General features: G+C 62.2%; 22 protein-coding genes. 11 read left to right on the top strand and 11 right to left on the bottom strand.

Going from position 1 to position 17,943, the window contains the following annotated elements; all coding sequences use genetic code 11:
- The first annotated feature begins 117 nt into the window (after positions 1-117).
- Complete coding sequence (locus LZ496_RS11175) at positions 118-726, top strand: DUF998 domain-containing protein (RefSeq protein ID WP_249904758.1); 609 nt, start codon at positions 118-120, stop codon at positions 724-726.
- Between the two features lie 15 nt (positions 727-741).
- On the opposite strand, the gene LZ496_RS11170 is transcribed toward LZ496_RS11175, so the two are convergent.
- On the bottom strand, positions 742-1,722 hold the full coding sequence (locus LZ496_RS11170) for a YncE family protein (protein ID WP_249904757.1): 981 nt from the start codon (positions 1,720-1,722) through the stop codon (positions 742-744).
- 170 nt (positions 1,723-1,892) lie between these two features.
- Here LZ496_RS11170 and LZ496_RS11165 point away from each other — a divergent pair, with 170 nt between their 5' ends.
- Positions 1,893-2,351: a CHRD domain-containing protein gene (locus tag LZ496_RS11165; RefSeq protein WP_249904756.1), complete on the top strand. Its 459-nt coding sequence runs from the start codon at positions 1,893-1,895 to the stop codon at positions 2,349-2,351.
- Between the two features lie 3 nt (positions 2,352-2,354).
- Here the strand turns inward: LZ496_RS11165 and guaA are convergent, their stop codons facing one another.
- Positions 2,355-3,920, bottom strand: a complete 1,566-nt coding sequence (guaA, locus tag LZ496_RS11160; protein WP_249904755.1) for a glutamine-hydrolyzing GMP synthase — start codon at positions 3,918-3,920, stop codon at positions 2,355-2,357.
- A gap of 83 nt (positions 3,921-4,003) precedes the next feature.
- On the opposite strand from guaA, the gene LZ496_RS11155 reads away from it, so the two are divergent.
- From LZ496_RS11155 to LZ496_RS11135, 5 genes are all read left to right on the top strand, one after another.
- The gene (locus LZ496_RS11155; RefSeq protein ID WP_249904754.1) at positions 4,004-4,699 is read left to right on the top strand and encodes a toll/interleukin-1 receptor domain-containing protein; all 696 of its coding nucleotides are present in this window, start codon (positions 4,004-4,006) and stop codon (positions 4,697-4,699) included.
- Positions 4,700-4,767: 68 nt separating this feature from the next.
- Positions 4,768-5,088: an ArsR/SmtB family transcription factor gene (locus LZ496_RS11150; RefSeq protein ID WP_249904753.1), complete on the top strand. Its 321-nt coding sequence runs from the start codon at positions 4,768-4,770 to the stop codon at positions 5,086-5,088.
- A 17-nt stretch (positions 5,089-5,105) separates the two neighbouring features.
- A complete protein-coding gene (locus LZ496_RS11145; protein ID WP_249904752.1) occupies positions 5,106-5,606 on the top strand; it encodes an SRPBCC family protein in 501 nt (166 codons plus the stop codon).
- A gap of 112 nt (positions 5,607-5,718) precedes the next feature.
- A complete protein-coding gene (locus LZ496_RS11140) occupies positions 5,719-7,218 on the top strand; it encodes an ATPase domain-containing protein (protein ID WP_249904751.1) in 1,500 nt (499 codons plus the stop codon).
- Positions 7,219-7,222: 4 nt separating this feature from the next.
- The gene (locus LZ496_RS11135) at positions 7,223-9,643 is read left to right on the top strand and encodes a hybrid sensor histidine kinase/response regulator (RefSeq protein WP_249904750.1); all 2,421 of its coding nucleotides are present in this window, start codon (positions 7,223-7,225) and stop codon (positions 9,641-9,643) included.
- A gap of 72 nt (positions 9,644-9,715) precedes the next feature.
- On the opposite strand, the gene LZ496_RS11130 is transcribed toward LZ496_RS11135, so the two are convergent.
- From LZ496_RS11130 to rplQ, 5 genes are all read right to left on the bottom strand, one after another.
- Positions 9,716-10,318 (bottom strand): hypothetical protein, encoded by a 603-nt coding sequence (locus LZ496_RS11130; RefSeq protein WP_249904749.1) that lies wholly within the window; start codon positions 10,316-10,318, stop codon positions 9,716-9,718.
- Between the two features lie 138 nt (positions 10,319-10,456).
- Entirely contained in the window at positions 10,457-10,960 is a 504-nt protein-coding gene (locus LZ496_RS11125; RefSeq protein WP_249904748.1) for a DUF3833 domain-containing protein, read from the bottom strand.
- Between the two features lie 122 nt (positions 10,961-11,082).
- On the bottom strand, positions 11,083-11,343 hold the full coding sequence (locus tag LZ496_RS11120) for a hypothetical protein (protein ID WP_249904747.1): 261 nt from the start codon (positions 11,341-11,343) through the stop codon (positions 11,083-11,085).
- Between the two features lie 42 nt (positions 11,344-11,385).
- Positions 11,386-12,051 carry a DsbA family oxidoreductase gene (locus LZ496_RS11115; protein ID WP_249904746.1) on the bottom strand — a complete coding sequence of 222 codons (666 nt, stop codon included), beginning with the start codon at positions 12,049-12,051 and terminating at the stop codon, positions 11,386-11,388.
- Positions 12,052-12,151: 100 nt separating this feature from the next.
- Complete coding sequence (gene rplQ, locus LZ496_RS11110) at positions 12,152-12,568, bottom strand: 50S ribosomal protein L17 (protein ID WP_249904745.1); 417 nt, start codon at positions 12,566-12,568, stop codon at positions 12,152-12,154.
- 245 nt (positions 12,569-12,813) lie between these two features.
- Between rplQ and LZ496_RS11105 the strand changes: the two genes are divergently transcribed.
- The 4 genes from LZ496_RS11105 to LZ496_RS11090 all read left to right on the top strand — a co-directional run bounded on the left by LZ496_RS11105 (position 12,814) and on the right by LZ496_RS11090 (position 15,165).
- Positions 12,814-13,143: a hypothetical protein gene (locus LZ496_RS11105; RefSeq protein ID WP_249904744.1), complete on the top strand. Its 330-nt coding sequence runs from the start codon at positions 12,814-12,816 to the stop codon at positions 13,141-13,143.
- A gap of 140 nt (positions 13,144-13,283) precedes the next feature.
- Positions 13,284-14,471, top strand: a complete 1,188-nt coding sequence (locus LZ496_RS11100; protein WP_249904743.1) for a selenium-binding family protein — start codon at positions 13,284-13,286, stop codon at positions 14,469-14,471.
- Entirely contained in the window at positions 14,468-14,854 is a 387-nt protein-coding gene (locus LZ496_RS11095; protein ID WP_249904742.1) for a hypothetical protein, read from the top strand. The genes LZ496_RS11100 and LZ496_RS11095 overlap by 4 nt, the downstream gene beginning before the upstream one ends.
- A gap of 92 nt (positions 14,855-14,946) precedes the next feature.
- On the top strand, positions 14,947-15,165 hold the full coding sequence (locus LZ496_RS11090) for a hypothetical protein (protein WP_249904741.1): 219 nt from the start codon (positions 14,947-14,949) through the stop codon (positions 15,163-15,165).
- Between the two features lie 70 nt (positions 15,166-15,235).
- Here LZ496_RS11090 and LZ496_RS11085 read toward each other — a convergent pair whose 3' ends face one another.
- The 4 genes from LZ496_RS11085 to rpsM all read right to left on the bottom strand — a co-directional run bounded on the left by LZ496_RS11085 (position 15,236) and on the right by rpsM (position 17,715).
- On the bottom strand, positions 15,236-15,538 hold the full coding sequence (locus tag LZ496_RS11085) for a hypothetical protein (RefSeq protein ID WP_249904740.1): 303 nt from the start codon (positions 15,536-15,538) through the stop codon (positions 15,236-15,238).
- 168 nt (positions 15,539-15,706) lie between these two features.
- Positions 15,707-16,783: a DNA-directed RNA polymerase subunit alpha gene (locus tag LZ496_RS11080; protein WP_249904739.1), complete on the bottom strand. Its 1,077-nt coding sequence runs from the start codon at positions 16,781-16,783 to the stop codon at positions 15,707-15,709.
- 104 nt (positions 16,784-16,887) lie between these two features.
- Positions 16,888-17,277, bottom strand: a complete 390-nt coding sequence (gene rpsK / locus LZ496_RS11075) for a 30S ribosomal protein S11 (RefSeq protein ID WP_249904738.1) — start codon at positions 17,275-17,277, stop codon at positions 16,888-16,890.
- Between the two features lie 69 nt (positions 17,278-17,346).
- On the bottom strand, positions 17,347-17,715 hold the full coding sequence (gene rpsM, locus LZ496_RS11070; protein ID WP_249904737.1) for a 30S ribosomal protein S13: 369 nt from the start codon (positions 17,713-17,715) through the stop codon (positions 17,347-17,349).
- Positions 17,716-17,943: the final 228 nt, after the last annotated feature.

The raw sequence follows: 17,943 nt of genomic DNA, 5'->3' as shown, positions 1-17,943 counted from the left end.
GTCGCTCCTTCGTCCACGCGCGCCTCCCTCACATTTTGGCCAGGCACTTGTCCGACGTGCGAATCCGTTTAGCAAGTGAAATGACCCGATGGGTCTCGCAACTGGGGAGGGATTGCGATGGACCGTTCGACGTTGCTGTGGGGCCTGATCCTGGCTCCGCTCTTCTACTATGTCGCACTGATTGGCGGATCGCTGCTTTGGCCGGGCTATAGCCATGTTACCCAATATGCCAGCGAGCTGGGCTCGTCGGCTTCGCCCAATCCGATGTTCTTCAATGGCAATGTGATCCTGTGTGGGCTTTCTGCGCTGATCGGCGGCTTCGGCCTTACCCATGTTCTAACCCGCCTGACGAGCAACCGCGCATGGTCGGTCGCAGCGGGGGTCAGCATTTCCTTGTGGGGCCTCGCGATCGTCGTGGCCGGTCTTTATCCGATGCCAGACGATCGCCACGGCGCCTACGGGCTGGCGATCGCCGGTCAATTCACGTCGCTGTTCGCATGGATAGCCCTGCGCAGGGTCGAGGGCCTGTCCGGACTAAAGATGTTCCTCATCGCGATATTCGTGGCCAGCTTCGCGCTGTTCGCGATCATGATGGGGGTCGGCGGGCTGGTGACCCGTGCCAATGTCGGCATCTGGCAACGGATCAACACCGCCATCGGAATCCCCTATCTGGCGATCCTTGGGTGGGTGCTTTTGCAGCAGGCAAGGCGGCGCGCCCTCACCTGATCGGCGGCGACATGGCTATTGAGGCTTGGGAGCGATCGCCAAGCCGTCACCATTCTTTCCGGCCGGAAGGCGTCGAAGGACTGTGCCGCTTTTGAGGTCGACCTCCGCAATGACGTTGGATCCGGTTTCGGCCGCGTACAAGCGTTGCCCGTCGGCTGAGAAGATGATGGTGACCTGGCCCGCTTTTTCATCGCCGGACAGAGGCACGTCACGGACGTGCGCGCGCGAAACCGCATCGATCACTGTAATCCCTCCCGCGCCAAGGTTGGAGGTGACGATCCAACGGCCGTCGGGACTGGCCGCGACCCGGATCGGGACGCCGCCGGTCTTGACCTCCGCAAGCTTGTCGAACGTATCCGTATCGAAGGCCTGCACCCGGCTACCTTCCAGGTCGCCGACCCACAGAACCAATTCATCCCTGCTCAGCGCGATCCCCTCGGGCCGTCCGCCAACCGTAATGTCGCGCAGCTTCTTCCCACGGTTCAGATCGAGAACCGAAACGGTGCCTGCCGGGATGTTGCTGGTGTAGGCAGTCGTTCCGTCCGCCGTGACGGCAACCATATGCGTCCCCGCCTGATCGGTCTTGATGCTCGACAGAAGCTTGCCGGCGGCGGGATCGACCACCGCCAGGGACTGGCTTCGCTCAGTCGTAACCACGATCCGCCCGTCCCTTAGCCAGGCGATGCCATGCGGGCCTTCATTGGGTGCAAGGTCGATCGTCTTCAGCTTGGTCCGGGTCGCGATATCGAACAGGTCGATGGTCTGGTCGCCATAGGCGACAACTGCCGCCTGCTTCCCGTCGGGCGAGATGGCGATCTCATGCGGCATTTTCCCCGTCGGGCTGCGGCCCAGTTCCGTCCCGGTCCCAAGGTCGACGAAGCTGACCGTGTCTTCCCCCTTGTTGCCGATCAGCAGCACTGGGCCTTTGGGCGATTGCGCGGCGCAAGCGATGGATGAGGCCGCAAGGCTGAAAGCTAAAGCAGCATGGCGAAGCATGGGAAAACCCTCCAGACGATGGGGTAAAGCCTAGCCGAGGCCGGCCTTCCGTCACCGCTTTTTTCGACGAAGGGCGTAATTGTCCAAGCTTAGTCACAGCCCGGCTGACGCGTGGAACTGACCGACGCCCCGACGGTTCGTGACCGTGAGCGACGGGCAGGAGTATTGCCATGAGTTCGTTCCCCCGCGTCGCTTGCGCCGCGATCGCCGCGCCAGCGCTTCTCGGCGCCGCGTCCCCATCTATTCCGACTCATCGCAATGCCGCGACCTACGTAGTCGCTCTGTCCGGGCAAGCCGAGGTGGCGCCATCGCACCGATGGAGCGGCGACATGGACGGGTCAGGCCAGGTCAGGCTGACGGTAGACCTCGACAAGAACCAGATCTGCTACGGTTTCACCCTGTCCCATCTCGCAACGCCGCTGATGGCGCATATCCACAAGGGCGGCGAGCACAGCACCGGTCCCACCGTCGTCACTCTCTTCACCGGCCCTGGAGGCAAACTCGACGATTGCGTGATGTGGGTCGAAAAGTGGCTGACCGAGATCGTCGCCAACCCGTCGGACTTCTACGTGAACCTTTACACCACTGAATATCCGGACGGTGCTCTTCGCGGGCAGCTCCAGGGCTAGCCCCTACTCCCACTCGATGGTGCCGGGCGGCTTCGACGTATAGTCGTACACCACCCGGTTGATGCCCTTCACCTCATTGATGATCCGAGTCGCGCAGCGCGACAGGAAGGCGGCGTCGAACGGATAGATGTCAGCGGTCATTCCATCCACACTGGTCACCGCACGAAGCGCGCAGACGCTGTCATAGGTTCGGTAATCGCCCATGACGCCGACCGTCCGGACCGGAAGAAGGACCGCAAAAGCCTGCCAGATCGCGTCGTACAGGCCCGCATTGCGGATCTCGTCGAGATAGACCGCGTCGGCCTTCCGAAGGATGTCGCAGCGCTCCTTGGTCACCTCACCCGGGATGCGGATCGCAAGGCCCGGTCCGGGGAAGGGATGGCGGCCAACGAACAGCTCGTTGAGCCCAAGTTCGCGGCCGAGATCGCGGACCTCATCCTTGAACAGTTCGCGAAGCGGCTCGACCAGTTTCATGTTCATCCGCTCAGGGAGCCCGCCGACATTGTGGTGGCTCTTGATCGTCACCGACGGCCCGCCGGTGAAGCTGACGCTTTCGATCACGTCGGGATAGAGCGTGCCTTGGGCCAGGAAGTCGGCGCCGCCGAGCTTCTTCGCTTCTTCCTCGAACACGGCGATGAACTCGCCGCCGATGAATTTGCGCTTGGCTTCGGGGTCGGTAACGCCGGCGAGGCCGGCCATGAAGCGCTCCTCAGCGTCCACCACGACCAGCGGGATGTTGTAATGATCGCGGAACAGGCTCTCGACCTGCTGACGCTCGTTCAACCGCAGCAGGCCGTGGTCGACGAAGACGCAAGTGAGTTGGTCGCCGATTGCCTCATGGATCAGGATCGCGGCGACCGAGCTGTCAACGCCGCCTGACAGGCCGCAGATCACCTTGCCAGTTCCAACCTGCTCGCGGATTTCGGCGACCTTGGTCTCACGATAGGCGGCCATGCTCCAATCGCCCTTCAAACCGCACACGCGGTGGACGAAGTTGGCGATGAGCTTGGCGCCGTCTGGCGTATGGGCGACTTCGGGATGGAATTGCGTCCCGTAGAACTGGCGCTCTTCGTCCGCGATCACCGCGAACGGCGCGCCGTCGCTGACCGCGACGATCTTGAAGCCGGGCGCGAAGGCGGTGACCTTGTCACCGTGGCTCATCCACACCTGGTGCCGCTCGCCAACCGCCCATAGGCCATCGAACAGCGCGCATTCCTCGGTGATGGCGATGAAGGCGCGGCCGAACTCGCCTTCCCATTCGCCCTGGTTGCCAGGCTCTACCCGGCCACCAAGCTGGTGGCTCATCACTTGCTGGCCGTAGCAGATGCCGAGGATCGGCAGTCCGGCGTCGAACAGCTCGACAGGAGCGCGGGGACTCCCCTCCTCCGGCACTCCGGCGGGCGATCCCGAAAGGATGATCCCGGCCGGCTTCATCCGCTCGAAGGCGGTGAGGGCCTGGCTGAAGGGCGCAATCTCGCAATAGACGCCGGCCTCGCGCACACGGCGCGCGATCAGCTGCGTCACCTGGCTGCCGAAGTCGACGATGAGGATGGATTCGTTGGGCTGCATGGCGGGCCGATAGTGAGGTGATCTGGCGCTGTAAACCGCCGGGCGTGCTTCTCGCACTTCCGAATTCTTGCTACGCCGCGCTCATGTCCGGGGCGCAGTCGACCGTCATTCTCTCTTACCGCCGCGAGGACAGCGCGGGCGTAACCGGGCGGATATTTGACCGTCTCACCCAGGAATTCGGCACGGACCGCGTCTTTATGGACATCGATTCCATGCCCGCCGGCGTCGACTTCCACGAACATTTGCAAGCGATCCTCGCCGACTGCGGCGCATTGCTGGTCGTCGTCGGCAAGTCGTGGCGGTCGCAGCGCAAGGGGCAGCCAGCGCGGATCATGGATCCGGACGATTGGGTCCGCATCGAAGTTGAGACCGCACTTGATCGCGGCATTCCGGTGGTCCCGCTGCTGATCGACGGAGCCTCACTGCCAACTCGCGACCAGCTTCCGGAAAGCCTCTGGCCCCTTCTCCGCCGCAACGCACTGCCCGTCGACAGCGGCCGCGATTTCCATGCACAGTTGACGAGGCTCGTCCGTGATCTTCGGATTCACATCGACCCGGCCGCCTCGAATGGCGGTGATATTGCGGACCATACTACACTTCAGCAAATGACGGCCTTGCCGGTTCAATCGGTGAACTGGAAGGCGCTGGGCAGGTGGATCCTCCTTCTCGCCCTTATCATCACTCTTGGGGCAATCGCGATCACCGGCGCCCGACAGAATGCGAAGTTCGAGTCCGAGCCGAAGGACTTGCCCGAACCACCTTCTCCGCCGGGGGGCTAACCACGCAATAGTTAGGTAGTGACTTAACTATCTTGACAAGCGGGGCTGCCGAGTCGATAGTTAAGCCCATGCTTAACGAATCACTTCTCGACAATGCCTTCGCCGCGCTGGCTGACCCGGCGCGGAGGGCGATGCTGGCGCGCCTGTCACGCGGACCCGCTTCGGTCAGTGAGCTGGCACAGCCGCTGCCCATGAGCCTTCCCGCGGTGCTGCAGCATCTGAAGGCGCTGGAAGAGAGCGGACTGATCCGAACGGAAAAGAAGGGCCGGGTCCGGACCGCGCAAATGCAAGGCAATGCGATTGCGGAGGCGGAGCAATGGCTCACCGACCGGCGCAAGGAATGGGAAGCCCAGGCCGATCGCCTCGAAAAATTTCTCAGCAAACTTTAGGTTCAAGGAGGATGACGATGACTGGTAAACATGACCTGGTGCTGGAACGCACGCTCAACGCCCCGCGCGACCTCGTATGGAAGGCGTGGACCGACCCTGCGCTTTTGAAGCAGTGGTTTGCGCCCAAGCCTTATGAGATCAGCGAAGTCGAAATGGATTTGAAGCCGGGCGGCGTGTTCCGGATCGGCATGGTTGGGCCCGACGGGTTCGACACCGGCCATGGTAATCCAGGCTGCTTCCTCGAAGTGGTCGATGGCGAAAAGCTGGTTTGGACCAGCGCACTGGCGCCGCAATATCGGCCCGCGGAAGGGGTCGGTGAAGGTTGCGAGTCTTTCCCGATGACCGTGATCGTCACCTTGGCAGACGCCGGAAACGGAAAGACCAATTATCGTGCCGTTGCGCTGCATAAGAACGAAGCCGACAGCAACACCCATGCGGAAATGGGCTTCGAGGGCGGCTGGGGCAAATGTGCCGAGCAGCTTGAGGAACTTGCCCAGGGCTTGGCGGCTCACGCCTGAGACCACTGAACATGGATTCCGTCACTCGGTAAATTAACGGAAACCCTTCCTGCATTCCTGCGTTGCGTTCCCCCGACAAGGGGGAATGTGGCGGGGGTTAAAGCAGGAATTTATGAAAGCCAAAAACGACGTTCAGCCGGAAGTCGGCATTCCGACCGGCATCGAAGCCTTTGATAACATCCTGGCCGGCGGCTACGCCCGATCGCGCGTACATTTGATTGAAGGCCGGCCAGGATCGGGCAAGACAACCCTCGCCCTTCAATTCCTGATGGCCGCGCGAGAACGCGGTGAGACCAGCCTCTACGTCACTCTATCGGAGGGACGCGATGAATTGATCGCCGCGGCCGCGACCCACGGCTGGTCGCTGGACGGCATCGAAATCTACGAGCTAGTCCCGGCAGAGCTCAGCCTCGATCCGACGCGCGAGCAATCGGTGGTCTATTCGTCCGACCTGGAGCTTGGCGAAACCGTCAAGTTGGTGATGGACTGCGTCGAGCGTCTCAAACCCGACTGCGTAGTGTTCGACAGCCTTTCAGACATCCGGCTGCTTGCCGGATCTCCGCTTCGCTACCGAAGGCAAGTGCTGGCCCTGAAGCATTATTTCACCGGCAAGCAGGTCACGACCATTTTCGTCGACGACCTCACGGAGGAGATGGATGATGCCAACCTCCATAGCCTGGTCCACGGCGTCACCCGCCTGGAACAGCTTACCATCGCCTATGGTGCCGAGCGCCGCCGCCTAAGGGTCTTCAAGATGCGCGGCCGCGCCTTTCGTGGGGGCTTTCACGACTATATCATCCGCACCGGCGGCCTGCGCATTTTCCCGCGCCTGGTGGCCTCTGACCACAATATCGGATTTGAAGAAGATCAACCGGTCAGCAGCGGGCTGCCCGACCTCGACAACTTGTTGAAAGGCGGGATCGACCGAGGCACAAGCACCCTCATTATGGGGCCGGCAGGGTGCGGGAAGTCGACGTTGGCCATGCAATATGTTTGCGCAGCGCTTGAACGCGGTGAGAAGGCGCTGTTCATCAGCTTCGACGAAACACGCCGCAACTTTTACAAGCGCGCGGGCGGCTTGCACATCAATCTCGATCAGCGGAAAGAGAACTTCAGCTTCCAACAGGTTGATCCAGCCGAGCTAAGCCCGGGCGAATTGTCGGGCATCGTCCGGGATCATGTTGCGGAAGGGACCACCATCGTCGTGCTGGACAGCTTGTCCGGTTATCAGAATGCGATGCCGGAAGAGCAGTTCCTGCTGCTTCAGATGCATGAAATGCTGACCTACCTGAACCAGCAAGGCGTGCTGACGATCCTCGTTCTGGCGCAACACGGACTTGTCGGCGCGATGCAATCGCCGGTCGATCTGACCTACCTGTCGGATAACGTCCTGCTGCTCCGCTACTTTGAGGCCGCCGGCCAGTTGCGTCGCGCAATCTCTGTACTGAAGAAGCGAACTGGCGACCATGAGCCGTCAATTCGCGAATATCGTATCGACAAATCGGGAGTGAAGGTAGGTGAGCCGCTTACCCAGTTCAGCGGCATCCTGACGGGCGTTCCCAAATTCTCGGGGGCGAACGAAAAGCTCCTCGAACTGAAAGAGGACGCCTAGCCTCGTGCCGCAATGCCTCGCAATTCTGGCGCCGTCCGGGCGCGATTCCACGGTCATCAACGGCATTCTTAGAGGTGCGGGGCTGGATACGACCGTGGAAGCGGGCATCGACAGCTTGATCCACGCGCTCGAGGAGCCGCGCGCCGGCGGAATCATCCTTGCCGAGGAAGCCTTGGGTGAAGAGGGGCTGGTCCAGCTTGAACGATATCTGTCGGCGCAACCGCCATGGTCGGACCTGCCGATCGTGTTGCTGACCCGTGGCCGTTCAGGGCCGGAAGCGAACCTCGGCCTGGCGGGCCGTCTCGGCAACGTCACCATCCTTGAACGGCCGCTTCACCCGGTTACACTCGTTTCCGCGGCCCGCGCGGCCCTGCGCGCCCGCGCCAGGCAGCATGAGGCCGAAACCTACATCGCCGAGCTGCATCAGAGCCAGCAGCTCGTTCGGGAAAGCGAGTCCAAGTATCGGACGCTCTTCGACACGATGGACGAAGGCTTCTGCATCATCGAGTTTCTCGATGGTCCGCATGGGCCATTGAGCGACTATATCCATGTCGATGCCAATGCTGCCTATGAGCGGCATGCCGGCATTCCGAACGTCGTGGGCCAGCGGGTCCGGGACATGGTGCCGGACGAAGCCGACAGCTGGGTGAAGCGGTACCGGGCAGTCCTTGAAACTGGTGAGCCGATCCGCTTCGAGCAGGAGCTGGTCGCAACCGGCCGGCATTTGGAACTGGCGGCCTTCCGTGTCGAACCATCCTCGAAGCAACAGGTGGCAGTGCTGTTCCAGGACATCACGGCCCGTCGACATGCCGAGATCGCGCTGCAGCAGCTCAATGCGACGCTTGAGCAGCGCATCTCAGAGGCTTTGGCTGAACGGAAGCTGCTTGCGGAACTGGTCGAAGGGACGGACGCGATCGTCCAGGTCGTCGACAAGAATTTCCGCATACTGGCGATCAACAAGGCCGCGGCGGACGAAACCGAACGGCTTACGGGAAAACGGCCCAAGGTCGGCGACGACAAGCTTGCGCTCCTGGCGGACCACCCGGACTTGCTTCGAAACGCCAAAACGGTCTGGCAACGCGCCATCGATGGCGAAGCCTTCACCGAGATCTCGCACGTCAACGATCCGCGGCGCGGCACTCTCCATTTTGAGATGAAGTTCAACCCGCTTTACGGCCCAAGCGGCAAGCAGGTCGGAGCCTATCAGTTCGCCTATGACGTGACGGACCGCGTTCGCGACCATCAACGGCTGGCCGAAGCGACCGCCCAAATGCATGAGATGGCCAAGCTTGAAACCCTGGGGCAGCTGACGGGCGGCGTTGCCCACGACTTCAACAATCTCCTCACGCCCATCGTCGGCGCGCTCGACATGCTCCGTCGGCAACACGAAGCCGACGAACGTTCAAATCGGCTGATCTCGGGCGCCATGCAGGCCGCCGAACGTGCCGCGACCCTGGTTCAGCGACTGCTCTCATTTGCCCGACGCCAGCATCTTGAGACGCGGACGGTCGACGTGAAATCGCTGGTCGAAGGCATGCACGACCTGATGCAGCGAACGATCGGCCCCCATATCGCGGTTCGCGTTGATACGGCGGCCAATGTGCCCGCCGCGCGGGTCGATCCCGGCCAGCTCGAGCTGGCGGTCCTGAATCTGGCGGTCAACGCCCGGGATGCCATGGCGGGCGGCGGTCAAATCCGCCTGGCGTTGGACGACGTCGAGGTAACTCCAGCAGACGACGAATCCTTGCGGCCTGGCCGCTATATCCGCCTGGCTGTGACCGACACGGGCACGGGCATGGACGAAGCCACTCTCAGCCGTGCCATCGAGCCGTTCTTCACCACCAAGGGGCAAGGCGAAGGCACCGGTCTTGGCCTCTCCATGGTTCATGGTCTGGCCGCGCAATCCGGGGGCGCACTCAAGATCCGAAGCAAGGTCGGCCAGGGCACTACGGCCGAACTGTGGCTGCCGGTTGCCGATGGCCGGGTGGAAGCGCCGGACACGGCCGACGGCGAATTGCCGCAACAGCCGCGCCGCGCGTCGATCCTGATCGTTGACGATGAAAATCTGGTGCGCTCGGCAACGGCCGAAATGCTCCGCGAAATGGGCCATTCGGTAATCGAGGCCGCAAGCGGCTCGGCCGCCCTCGATCGGCTCAATTCCGGCGAGCAGGTCGATTTGCTGATCACCGACTATCTGATGCCGGGGATGCGGGGCAGCGAGCTGGCGGAAGATGCGCTTGCTATCCGGCCCGGCTTACCGGTGCTGTTGCTGACCGGATACGCCAATCTCGCGAAGGGAGAAGCGGCTGGCCTGCCAAGGTTGTCGAAGCCGTTTCGGGAAGCGGACCTGGCGCGCGCCGTTGCCGCTCTGCTTAGCAGCGAGGGGCGATCCCCCCGCGGCAAACCGCGTCTGCGTTCGGTCTAAAGAAAATGCGCCGGGATCTTTCGAGCCCGGCGCACCCCGTTCCCCCGGAAAGGGGAAACTCAAGTCAATCGATTAGTAACCGCGCCAGCTAGCCGAACGGCGGTTGATATCGATGTCGCGGATCCGGCCATCGTTGCGGACTTCGCAGTTAAAGCTCAGGTCCGCACCTGCGTTGTAGCCGTAGTTGCCGTAACCTTGGCGGCCATAACCGTCGTAGCCACGGTAACCCGAGCTGGCGACGCCATGGACCTTCAGGCCGTAGCTCTTGCGGTCGACCCGGGTGATGCCCTGGACGCGACCGCCGGCATTGCCCTGGTTGTAGCCGTAGCCATTGTAACCGCCGCCATAAGGCATGTTGCCGTAGCCGTAATAGCCGTTGCCGCCATTCAAGCGGGCCTCGACCGCGCGGGCGCACTGGTCGACCGCCGCGTTCTGGTTGTACCCGTACTGGCCGCCATACTGGTTGCCATATTGGTTGCCATACTGGTTGTACCCATAGTTGCCGTACGGATAGCGGCCGTAACCGGTGACGCTGTTGATGATCGCGCCAACGATATTGTTGTTGTTATTGGGATATCCGTAGCCCGGATAATATTGCGCCGCTGCCGGGGTCGCGAAACCCGCGAGAGCCGCAAGACCAGCTGCACCGGTCAGTAATTTCGTCGTCACCGACATGAGACATCCTCCTACTCAAACTCGGGCCACACTTTTCGGCCCGCCTATGAAACGCTTTTTATGCGTCATCGGCTGCATCGATGCTGAATATGGTTGATGCCTTGCGTTCAGCTTTCTGAACGCGGGCGCAGGTCGATTTTAGTCGAGCCGCTTGATCGTGCCTTCGGATTGGCCGACCGTGATCCCCATCTTGCGGATCGTGACCTTGGTGCTCGCGGTTTTTCCGCCCGGCAATGGCGCGATCCATTGCTCGACCGAGACATTGCCCTTCATCTTGAAGCGGAAGCGATATCGACCGCCCACCTCGTCGACCGTAATCGGGCCCTTGGCCTCCGACATGGTTCCGGTGAACTTGCCCGGCGAAGTCTCCCGGATATGCCATCGCCGCTCATGGGGCGGCTTCCCCTCATCCTCGACCCGCTGGACGAGGAGCAGGGAACCGTCAGGCTTGATTTCGCCGCGTCCGATGCTTCGCGACTTGTAGGGCTTCTTCATGACCAGCTTGATCGTCGCCAGGCTTTCCGTCCGCCCTTCGAAGAAGCTCATTGCGCTGGACTTCTGCTCGGCCGCCCACAGACTTGGACTAACAGCCGCCACGACCACAAATGCTGCGGGCACGGCTGCGAAATAGGAAAGCTTCATAGGCTGTCAGAAATCCCGAGTTGTGAACGGCAATAACGCCCGCAACCGGGATACTTTCCAGCCGAAAGTTCAACTTGTCCAGATTCGAGGCAACATGACTGTCACATTGCCGAAATGCCGGGTTATTCCTTGCGGCTGGTCGCGTCGCTGACCGACTGGTCGTGGCCGCTCTTGTCGCTGAAAAAGGACAAGGCGAACAGTCCGCAACCCAGCAGCACCGAGAAGAAGACGCCAAGGATCGTCGCCACGACCAGATGGAAATAAAGCTCTCCGGTCGCCGCGAGGTAGGCGATCGCACCGGCCGCCATGACAACGCCGATGACGGCGATCCATCGGGCCATCCGCCAGAATTCCGCTTCGGCCGCTTTCCGTTCGTTCTGCATGGCGGACATATGGGGGAGACCGTCCGGCAATTCTAGGCTGGATCAGGCGGCTGGCGCTTCGGCACCTTCCGCGGCGATCTTCCGGATCGCCTGCTCGAATACCTCGGACGGCTGGCCGCCGGAAATCAGGTAGCGATCGTTAATGATGACCGCTGGCACCGCGTTGATGCCCTTTGCCCGCCATTGCTCTTCCTCTTCCCGCACTTCCCGCGCGAACCGATGCGACGAGAGCAGTGCCGCAGCGGCTTCGCGGTCCAGGCCGGCCTTCTCCGCCGCATCGGCAAGCACGCCGTGATCGGCAGGATTGAGGCACTGGGTGAAATAGGCATCGAACAGCGCGAGCTTCAGCTCCCGCTGCCGTCCTTCCTGCCCCGCCCAATGCAGCAAGCGGTGCGCATCAAACGTGTTGTACACCCGCCCTTCTTCCGGGGGCAGCGCGATGGTGAACCCAAGATCCCCCGCCCGTTCCCGGACCATCGCCCGCCGTTCAGCCAGCTGCTCAGGTGTCGAGCCATATTTCTGCGCCGCATAATCGACCAGCCGCTGCCCTTCCGGTGGCATATTCGGATTAAGCTCGAACGGCTGGAACCGAACTTCCGCCTGCACCTCAGGGACACGTTCCAAAGCCTGTTCCAGCCCCTTAAGGCCGATGACGCACCACGGGCATGACACGTCGGAAACGAAGTCGATCTTGATGGGCTTGCTCATGGGGCTCAGATAGGCGCCCACGCCCCTTCATGCCAGCATGCAAAAAGGGCCGCGGCATCGGCCGCGACCCTTCGTTGTTCCTGGCTGTGAAAGCGAAGGCTTAGGCTTCGGCTTCCTCGTCAATCATGACCGGACCCGAATCCTGGCCCTTGGCCGAGGTGTCGCGGTCGACGAATTCGATGATCGCGATCGGGGCAGCGTCCGACGCGCGGATGCCGGCCTTGATGACGCGGGTGTAGCCACCGTTGCGGTCGGCGTAGCGCGCGGCGATGACGTCGAACAGCTTCACAAGCTGCGTGTCGTCCATCAGGCGCGCATGGGCCAGGCGGCGGTTCGAAAGGCCGCCCTTCTTGGCCAGCGTGACCAGCTTCTCGACGTAGGGGCGGAGCTCCTTCGCCTTGGCGGTGGTGGTGGTGATCTGCTCATGCTTGATGAGGGCTGCGGCCATGTTGCGGAACATTGCCGCACGGTGGGCCGAGGTGCGCTGCAGCTTACGGCCGGCGACGCGATGACGCATGATCTTCTTCCTTCGTTCGTCAGGGGTCCGTGTAAGGTAACCCCAGCCAGGCGGACTTGATTGGGAGCCGCCCCTTTTCCCTTAAAAAGCAATGGCGAGGCCACGAGCCCCGCCGTCGCGGGCTCCTCAACCCGATTACGCGCGCGGAGTCAAGTTTGAGCGGCGCTCATTCCGGCCCCGTTATTTCATTGGCGACTTCAACGGCATCGGATAAATTCCGGCATGAGGACGGTGGGAGACCTGCGATGGCGAATGGCGTAACCCCCGAGCTTCTGGATTTCATCCTCCAGCTCGCCCAGTTCCTGTTGATTGCATTTGGAATTCTGATCGGTGGCGCGGCCATCGTTTACATCACGATGTTCTGGAAGGGCAATCTGTCCGCGTCCGGTATTGCGGGGATCCTGCGGCAGACGGACGTTCCCAAGCTTGCGACCATCATGATGATCGTGCTGGCAGCATCTTTGCTGGGCCTGATGGGCGTCATCGAGGGCGAAGCGGTGATCGCGCTTCTCAGCGGCATTGCGGGCTTCGTGCTCGGCCATCGGGGCGCGGCCAAGGGCTCGGAGATGGAATGACGGGACGGGACGGTTGGGCCGGACGGCTCGCTTACCTTGACTAGTGCCCCTCCCGGGACCAGCCTCGACGCCAGCGAATTTTCCACAGCCGTGAGGGGCAGGCCATGGCGAACGCTGCACTAGTAATTTCAGCTATTTTTTTGGCGGGTTTCAGCGGTGCTGCTGCGGCTGCAGAAACGACAAGACCGGCGCAATATCTCTACGCCTGGGCAGGCGATGCGGATGAGAAGGACAGCGACTTTCTCGCGGTCATCGATGCCGATCCGGCAAGTGCGAGCTATGGCAAGGTCGTTGCTACCGCGCCGACTGGCACCAAGGCGACGATGCCGCATCACATCGAATATGAAACGCCGCCGGGCACGACCTTGTTCGCCAACGGCTGGAAGGCGAGCCACAGTTTCGTCCTGGACATCGCCGACCCGCTGAAACCGCGTGTCGCGGCCGATTTCAAGCGCGCCGGTCAGTATAGCTATCCGCACAGCTTTGCCCGCTTGCCGAGCGGGAACACGCTCGTCACCTTCCAGTCGATCGGCGACAAATATGCCCCGCCCGGCGGGCTCGTCGAACTCGACGAGCGTGGTCAATTGGTCCGCGCGACGCCTTCCGCCACGCCCGACATTCCAACCGCGATCAACTGGCCCTACAGCCTGGCAATCGCACCGGCCGCCGACCGCGTCATCACCACCAGCACCGATATGGGCATGGGACCAAGCTGGAAGAGCCCGGATACCAGCCACGTCCAGGTCTGGTCGCTGAGCGAATTGCAGCTGCTGGCCAGCGTCGCGCTTCCGGACGGCGACAAGGGCAAGCACAATATCTTCCCGGCGGAGCCGCGCCTGCTCGCCGACGGAAGCGTCTATGTGAACACCTTCACCTGCGGCCTGTTCAAGATCGACGGGATCACCTCCGCGAAGCCCACCGCCAGGCAAGTGCACGCCTTTCCGTCAGGCCCGGGCCTACACGACATGTGCGCGGTCCCGCTCGTCGTCGGCAAATACTGGATCCAGACGGTCGGCGCCATTAACGGCCTGGTCGTCCTCGATACCAGCAATCCCGATAAGCCGGTCGAGGTATCAAGGCTGACGATGCCCCATGGCTTCCACGTGCCCCACTGGATTGCCGCGGACCGGAATAGCGACCGCGTCGTTGTCACCGGCATGGTCGATAGCTGGCTGGCTATGCTGAAGTTCGACCAGGAAACCGGCCAGCTTGCCCTGGACGAGCGGTTCGGGACCGGCGGCGGCATCCAGTTCGATCGCCCCGACTGGCCGCATGGCGCGTCAGGCAAGGCAATGGTTCACGGCACCGTTTTTAGCCGCGCGCAATGACCCCGATCGTCGCGCAACGGCTCATCGCCGTACCGTTCCTTGTCCTGGGTGCCTGGTGCCTGTTCTTCCCGCAAATGGTCGAGCGACTGACCTTCCGGCCCGAACATTACCATGGCACTGCGACCTCTGCGGTGATGATGGGCTGTTTCGGGGCGCAAGCGATGCTGGCCGGAATTTTCGCCGCCTTCAGCCGGTTCACCCGGGCCACCTTCCTGGCCTACGGCTTGGCGCTGCTCCCGTTCTTCTGGTTCAACTATTGGTTCGTCTTCGTCGTGCCGCTGTTCAACGAGTGGATGATGCTCGACTTCGCGGCGAACTTGGCGATGCTGGTTCTTTGCGTTGTCGGTTTCCGCGCAAGCCCACGCCAAGCAGTGGCTGGTTAAGCGTCCGGACTCGACGTTGGGCAAGCATCCGTTAAATTGCGCGCTCCGACTCGTGCGTTAACGAGGCGACTGTTCTTTGGGAGGGGACGGCCGTGGAGTCTGACATTCGCTATTATCGACGCCGCGCCTATGAGGAGATGGCTGCCGCGTCGCGCGCCGTCACCGAAGCCGCGCGCTTTCGCCGGCTCCAATTGGTCGAGACCTATCTCCAGCATCTGAAGGCATTGAAGGCGCCGCTTCCGTTCAGCGACGCGGAAATGGCGCAGGCCCATCGCACGGCTGGCGCCTATTGCTTCAGAGAAATGGCCTGACCGTCCGCTAAGACCGGAATAGCAAAGGCCCGCAGCGATTGCCGCGGGCCTTCTGATTCATGGCGTCCGGTTACCCCGGAAAGCCGTCGGCATAGAACACAACACGATGGCGCCCGTCGATCCGTTCGCATCGGGTCGTGCGAAGGCTGGCCTTCTGGAAGGCCGAAGCGGACAGGCTGCGATAGGCTTCGCCGCGCAGGGACGCGTCGAGCCGCTGCTTGTTGCGCACCTTGGCGAGCGCAGCGGTGCATTGGCCGTTGTTGCTGAATCCACCCTGGAATTCGGTGTTTGTCAGGATGATTCCGCCCACGCCCTGTGACATGGCGGGCGCGGCTAGGCCGGCAGCGGCGATGGCCGCAAGAATGAGTTTCATACTCGTACACTCCTCGATCTTCGGGGAAAGGTAATGAACGAGTGGCAGTTGGACGCGGGCGCTCGGCCTGTCCGATGCGAGGCCCGCCCTGTCACCGGAGCCCAAGCAAAAAGGGCCGCGGCTTTCGCCACGACCCTTCTTTACGCAAACTGAAAAAGCGGCTGGGCTTTAACCCAGGAGCTCTTGTTCGAGCTTCTTGGCCATCTCTTCGATGTTTTCCGGCGGCCAGCCTGGGATGTCCATGCCGAGGCGCAGGCCCATCGAGGCAAGGACTTCCTTGATCTCGTTGAGGCTCTTGCGGCCGAAGTTCGGCGTGCGGAGCATCTCGGCCTCGGTCTTCTGGACCAGGTCGCCGATGTAGATGATGTTGTCGTTCTTCAGGCAGTTGGCGCTGCGGACCGACAGTTCCAGCTCATCGACCTTCTTGAGGAGGTAGCGGTTGAGCTGGTTGGTGTCGGTGGTTGCGCCTTCCGGTGCTCCCGGGACACCAGCGGTGCCAACCACGCCGGCGGCCGGAGCCATGCGGATCTGGCTGTCGTCGAAGTGGACGAACAGCTGCAGCTGGTCCTGAAGGATCTTGGCGGCGTAGCCCAGCGAGTCTTCCGGCGTGATCGTGCCGTCAGTCTCGATGGTCAGGGTCAGCTTGTCATAGTCCAGTTCCTGGCCGACGCGGGTGTTTTCCACCTTGTAGGCGACCTGGCGGACCGGACCGTAGAGAGCGTCAACCGGGATCAGGCCGATCGGCGCATCGGCCGGACGGTTGGCGGCGGCCGGGACATAGCCCTTACCGACGTCCGCGGTCAGCTCCATGTTGAGCGTCGCGCCATCGTCCAGGTGGCAGATGACCAGTTCCGGATTGGTGACTTCGATGTCGCCGGTGGTGGCGATCTGGCCGGCGGTGACTTCGCCCGGGCCAGTGGCCGACAGCTGAAGCCGCTTCGGGCCTTCGCCTTCCATCTTCAGCGCGATCTGCTTCACGTTGAGGATGATGTCGGTAACGTCCTCGCGAACCCCTGCGAGGCTCGAGAACTCATGAAGCACGCCTTCGATCTTGATCGAGGTGACGGCGGCGCCCTGCAGCGAGCTCAGGAGCACGCGGCGCAGGCTGTTGCCGAGCGTCATGCCGAAACCGCGCTCCAGCGGCTCGGCCACGAACACCGCCTTGCGGCGAACGTCGGTGCCGGGCTTGCGCTCCAGAGCGTTCGGCTTCTTGAGTTCCTGCCAGTTCTTTGCGTTGACGGCCATGTTTCTTCCTTGGCAGTGCGGAGTCGCGGCGTCCCGCTAAACTCCTGATTTTGAACTACTTTCTTTCCAACCACTCGCCCGAAGGATGAGTTCGGGCGAAACGGTCAGACGCGGCGGCGCTTGGACGGGCGGACGCCGTTGTGCGGGATCGGGGTCACGTCGCGGATGGACGTGATCTGGAAACCGACCGCCTGGAGTGCGCGAAGCGCGCTCTCGCGGCCCGAACCCGGGCCCTTCACTTCGACTTCGAGGGTGCGGACGCCATGCTCGGCGGCCTTGCGGCCTGCGTCTTCCGCCGCGACCTGTGCCGCGTACGGAGTGGACTTACGGCTGCCCTTGAAGCCCATCATGCCGGCGCTGGACCAGGCAATCGCATTGCCCTGCGCGTCGGTGATGGTGATCATGGTGTTGTTGAAGCTGGCGTTCACATGCGCGACGCCAGAAGTGATGTTCTTGCGCTCGCGGCGGCGAATGCGCTGTGGTGCTTGTGCCATAGGAAATCCCTAAATCTTTAGCTGAGCTCGGTCTCGCAACCGCGTCCCACGCGGTCACTCACTTCGAGCTTACTTCTTCTTGCCGGCGATCGGCTTGGCCTTGCCCTTGCGAGTGCGCGCATTGGTGTGCGTGCGCTGGCCGCGGACCGGCAGGCCCTTGCGGTGACGCAGGCCGCGATAGCAGGCGAGGTCCATCAAACGCTTGATGTTCATCGCCGTCTCACGACGAAGGTCACCCTCGACGGTGTATCCGGCATCGATTGCTTCACGGATGTGCAGCACTTCCTGGTCCGTCAGGTCCTGAACGCGGCGTTCCGGAGCGATCGACAGCTTCTCGGTGATTTCCTTGGCTTTGGCCTGGCCAATGCCGTGGATATACTGGAGCGCGATAACAACGCGCTTGTTGGTGGGCAGGTTGACGCCCGCAATACGTGCCATGAACGATATTCTCCTAGCTCCACAGGACAGCGGGCACCCGACTATCCCATCTCAAAGCGTTGACCCGCTCCAATGGAAAAACGGCGCGCGCACGAATGCGCCGCCGGTCAACCGGTGAAACGGGATGGCGGGCATGTAGGAGTGGCCCCGAAGAGAGTCAAGCGACCCGTTGGCCCTTAAGGTCACAAATGTCTCAAGGACATAGGCCATTTCGTGCGACCTTAGTGA

Origin of the sequence: Sphingomonas caseinilytica, assembly GCF_023516455.1 — a bacterium.
GTDB classification, from domain to species: Bacteria; Pseudomonadota; Alphaproteobacteria; order Sphingomonadales; family Sphingomonadaceae; genus Sphingomicrobium; species Sphingomicrobium caseinilyticum.
Note: the sequence above shows the minus strand (reverse complement) of the source record. Positions and strands in the feature narration are given on the sequence as shown.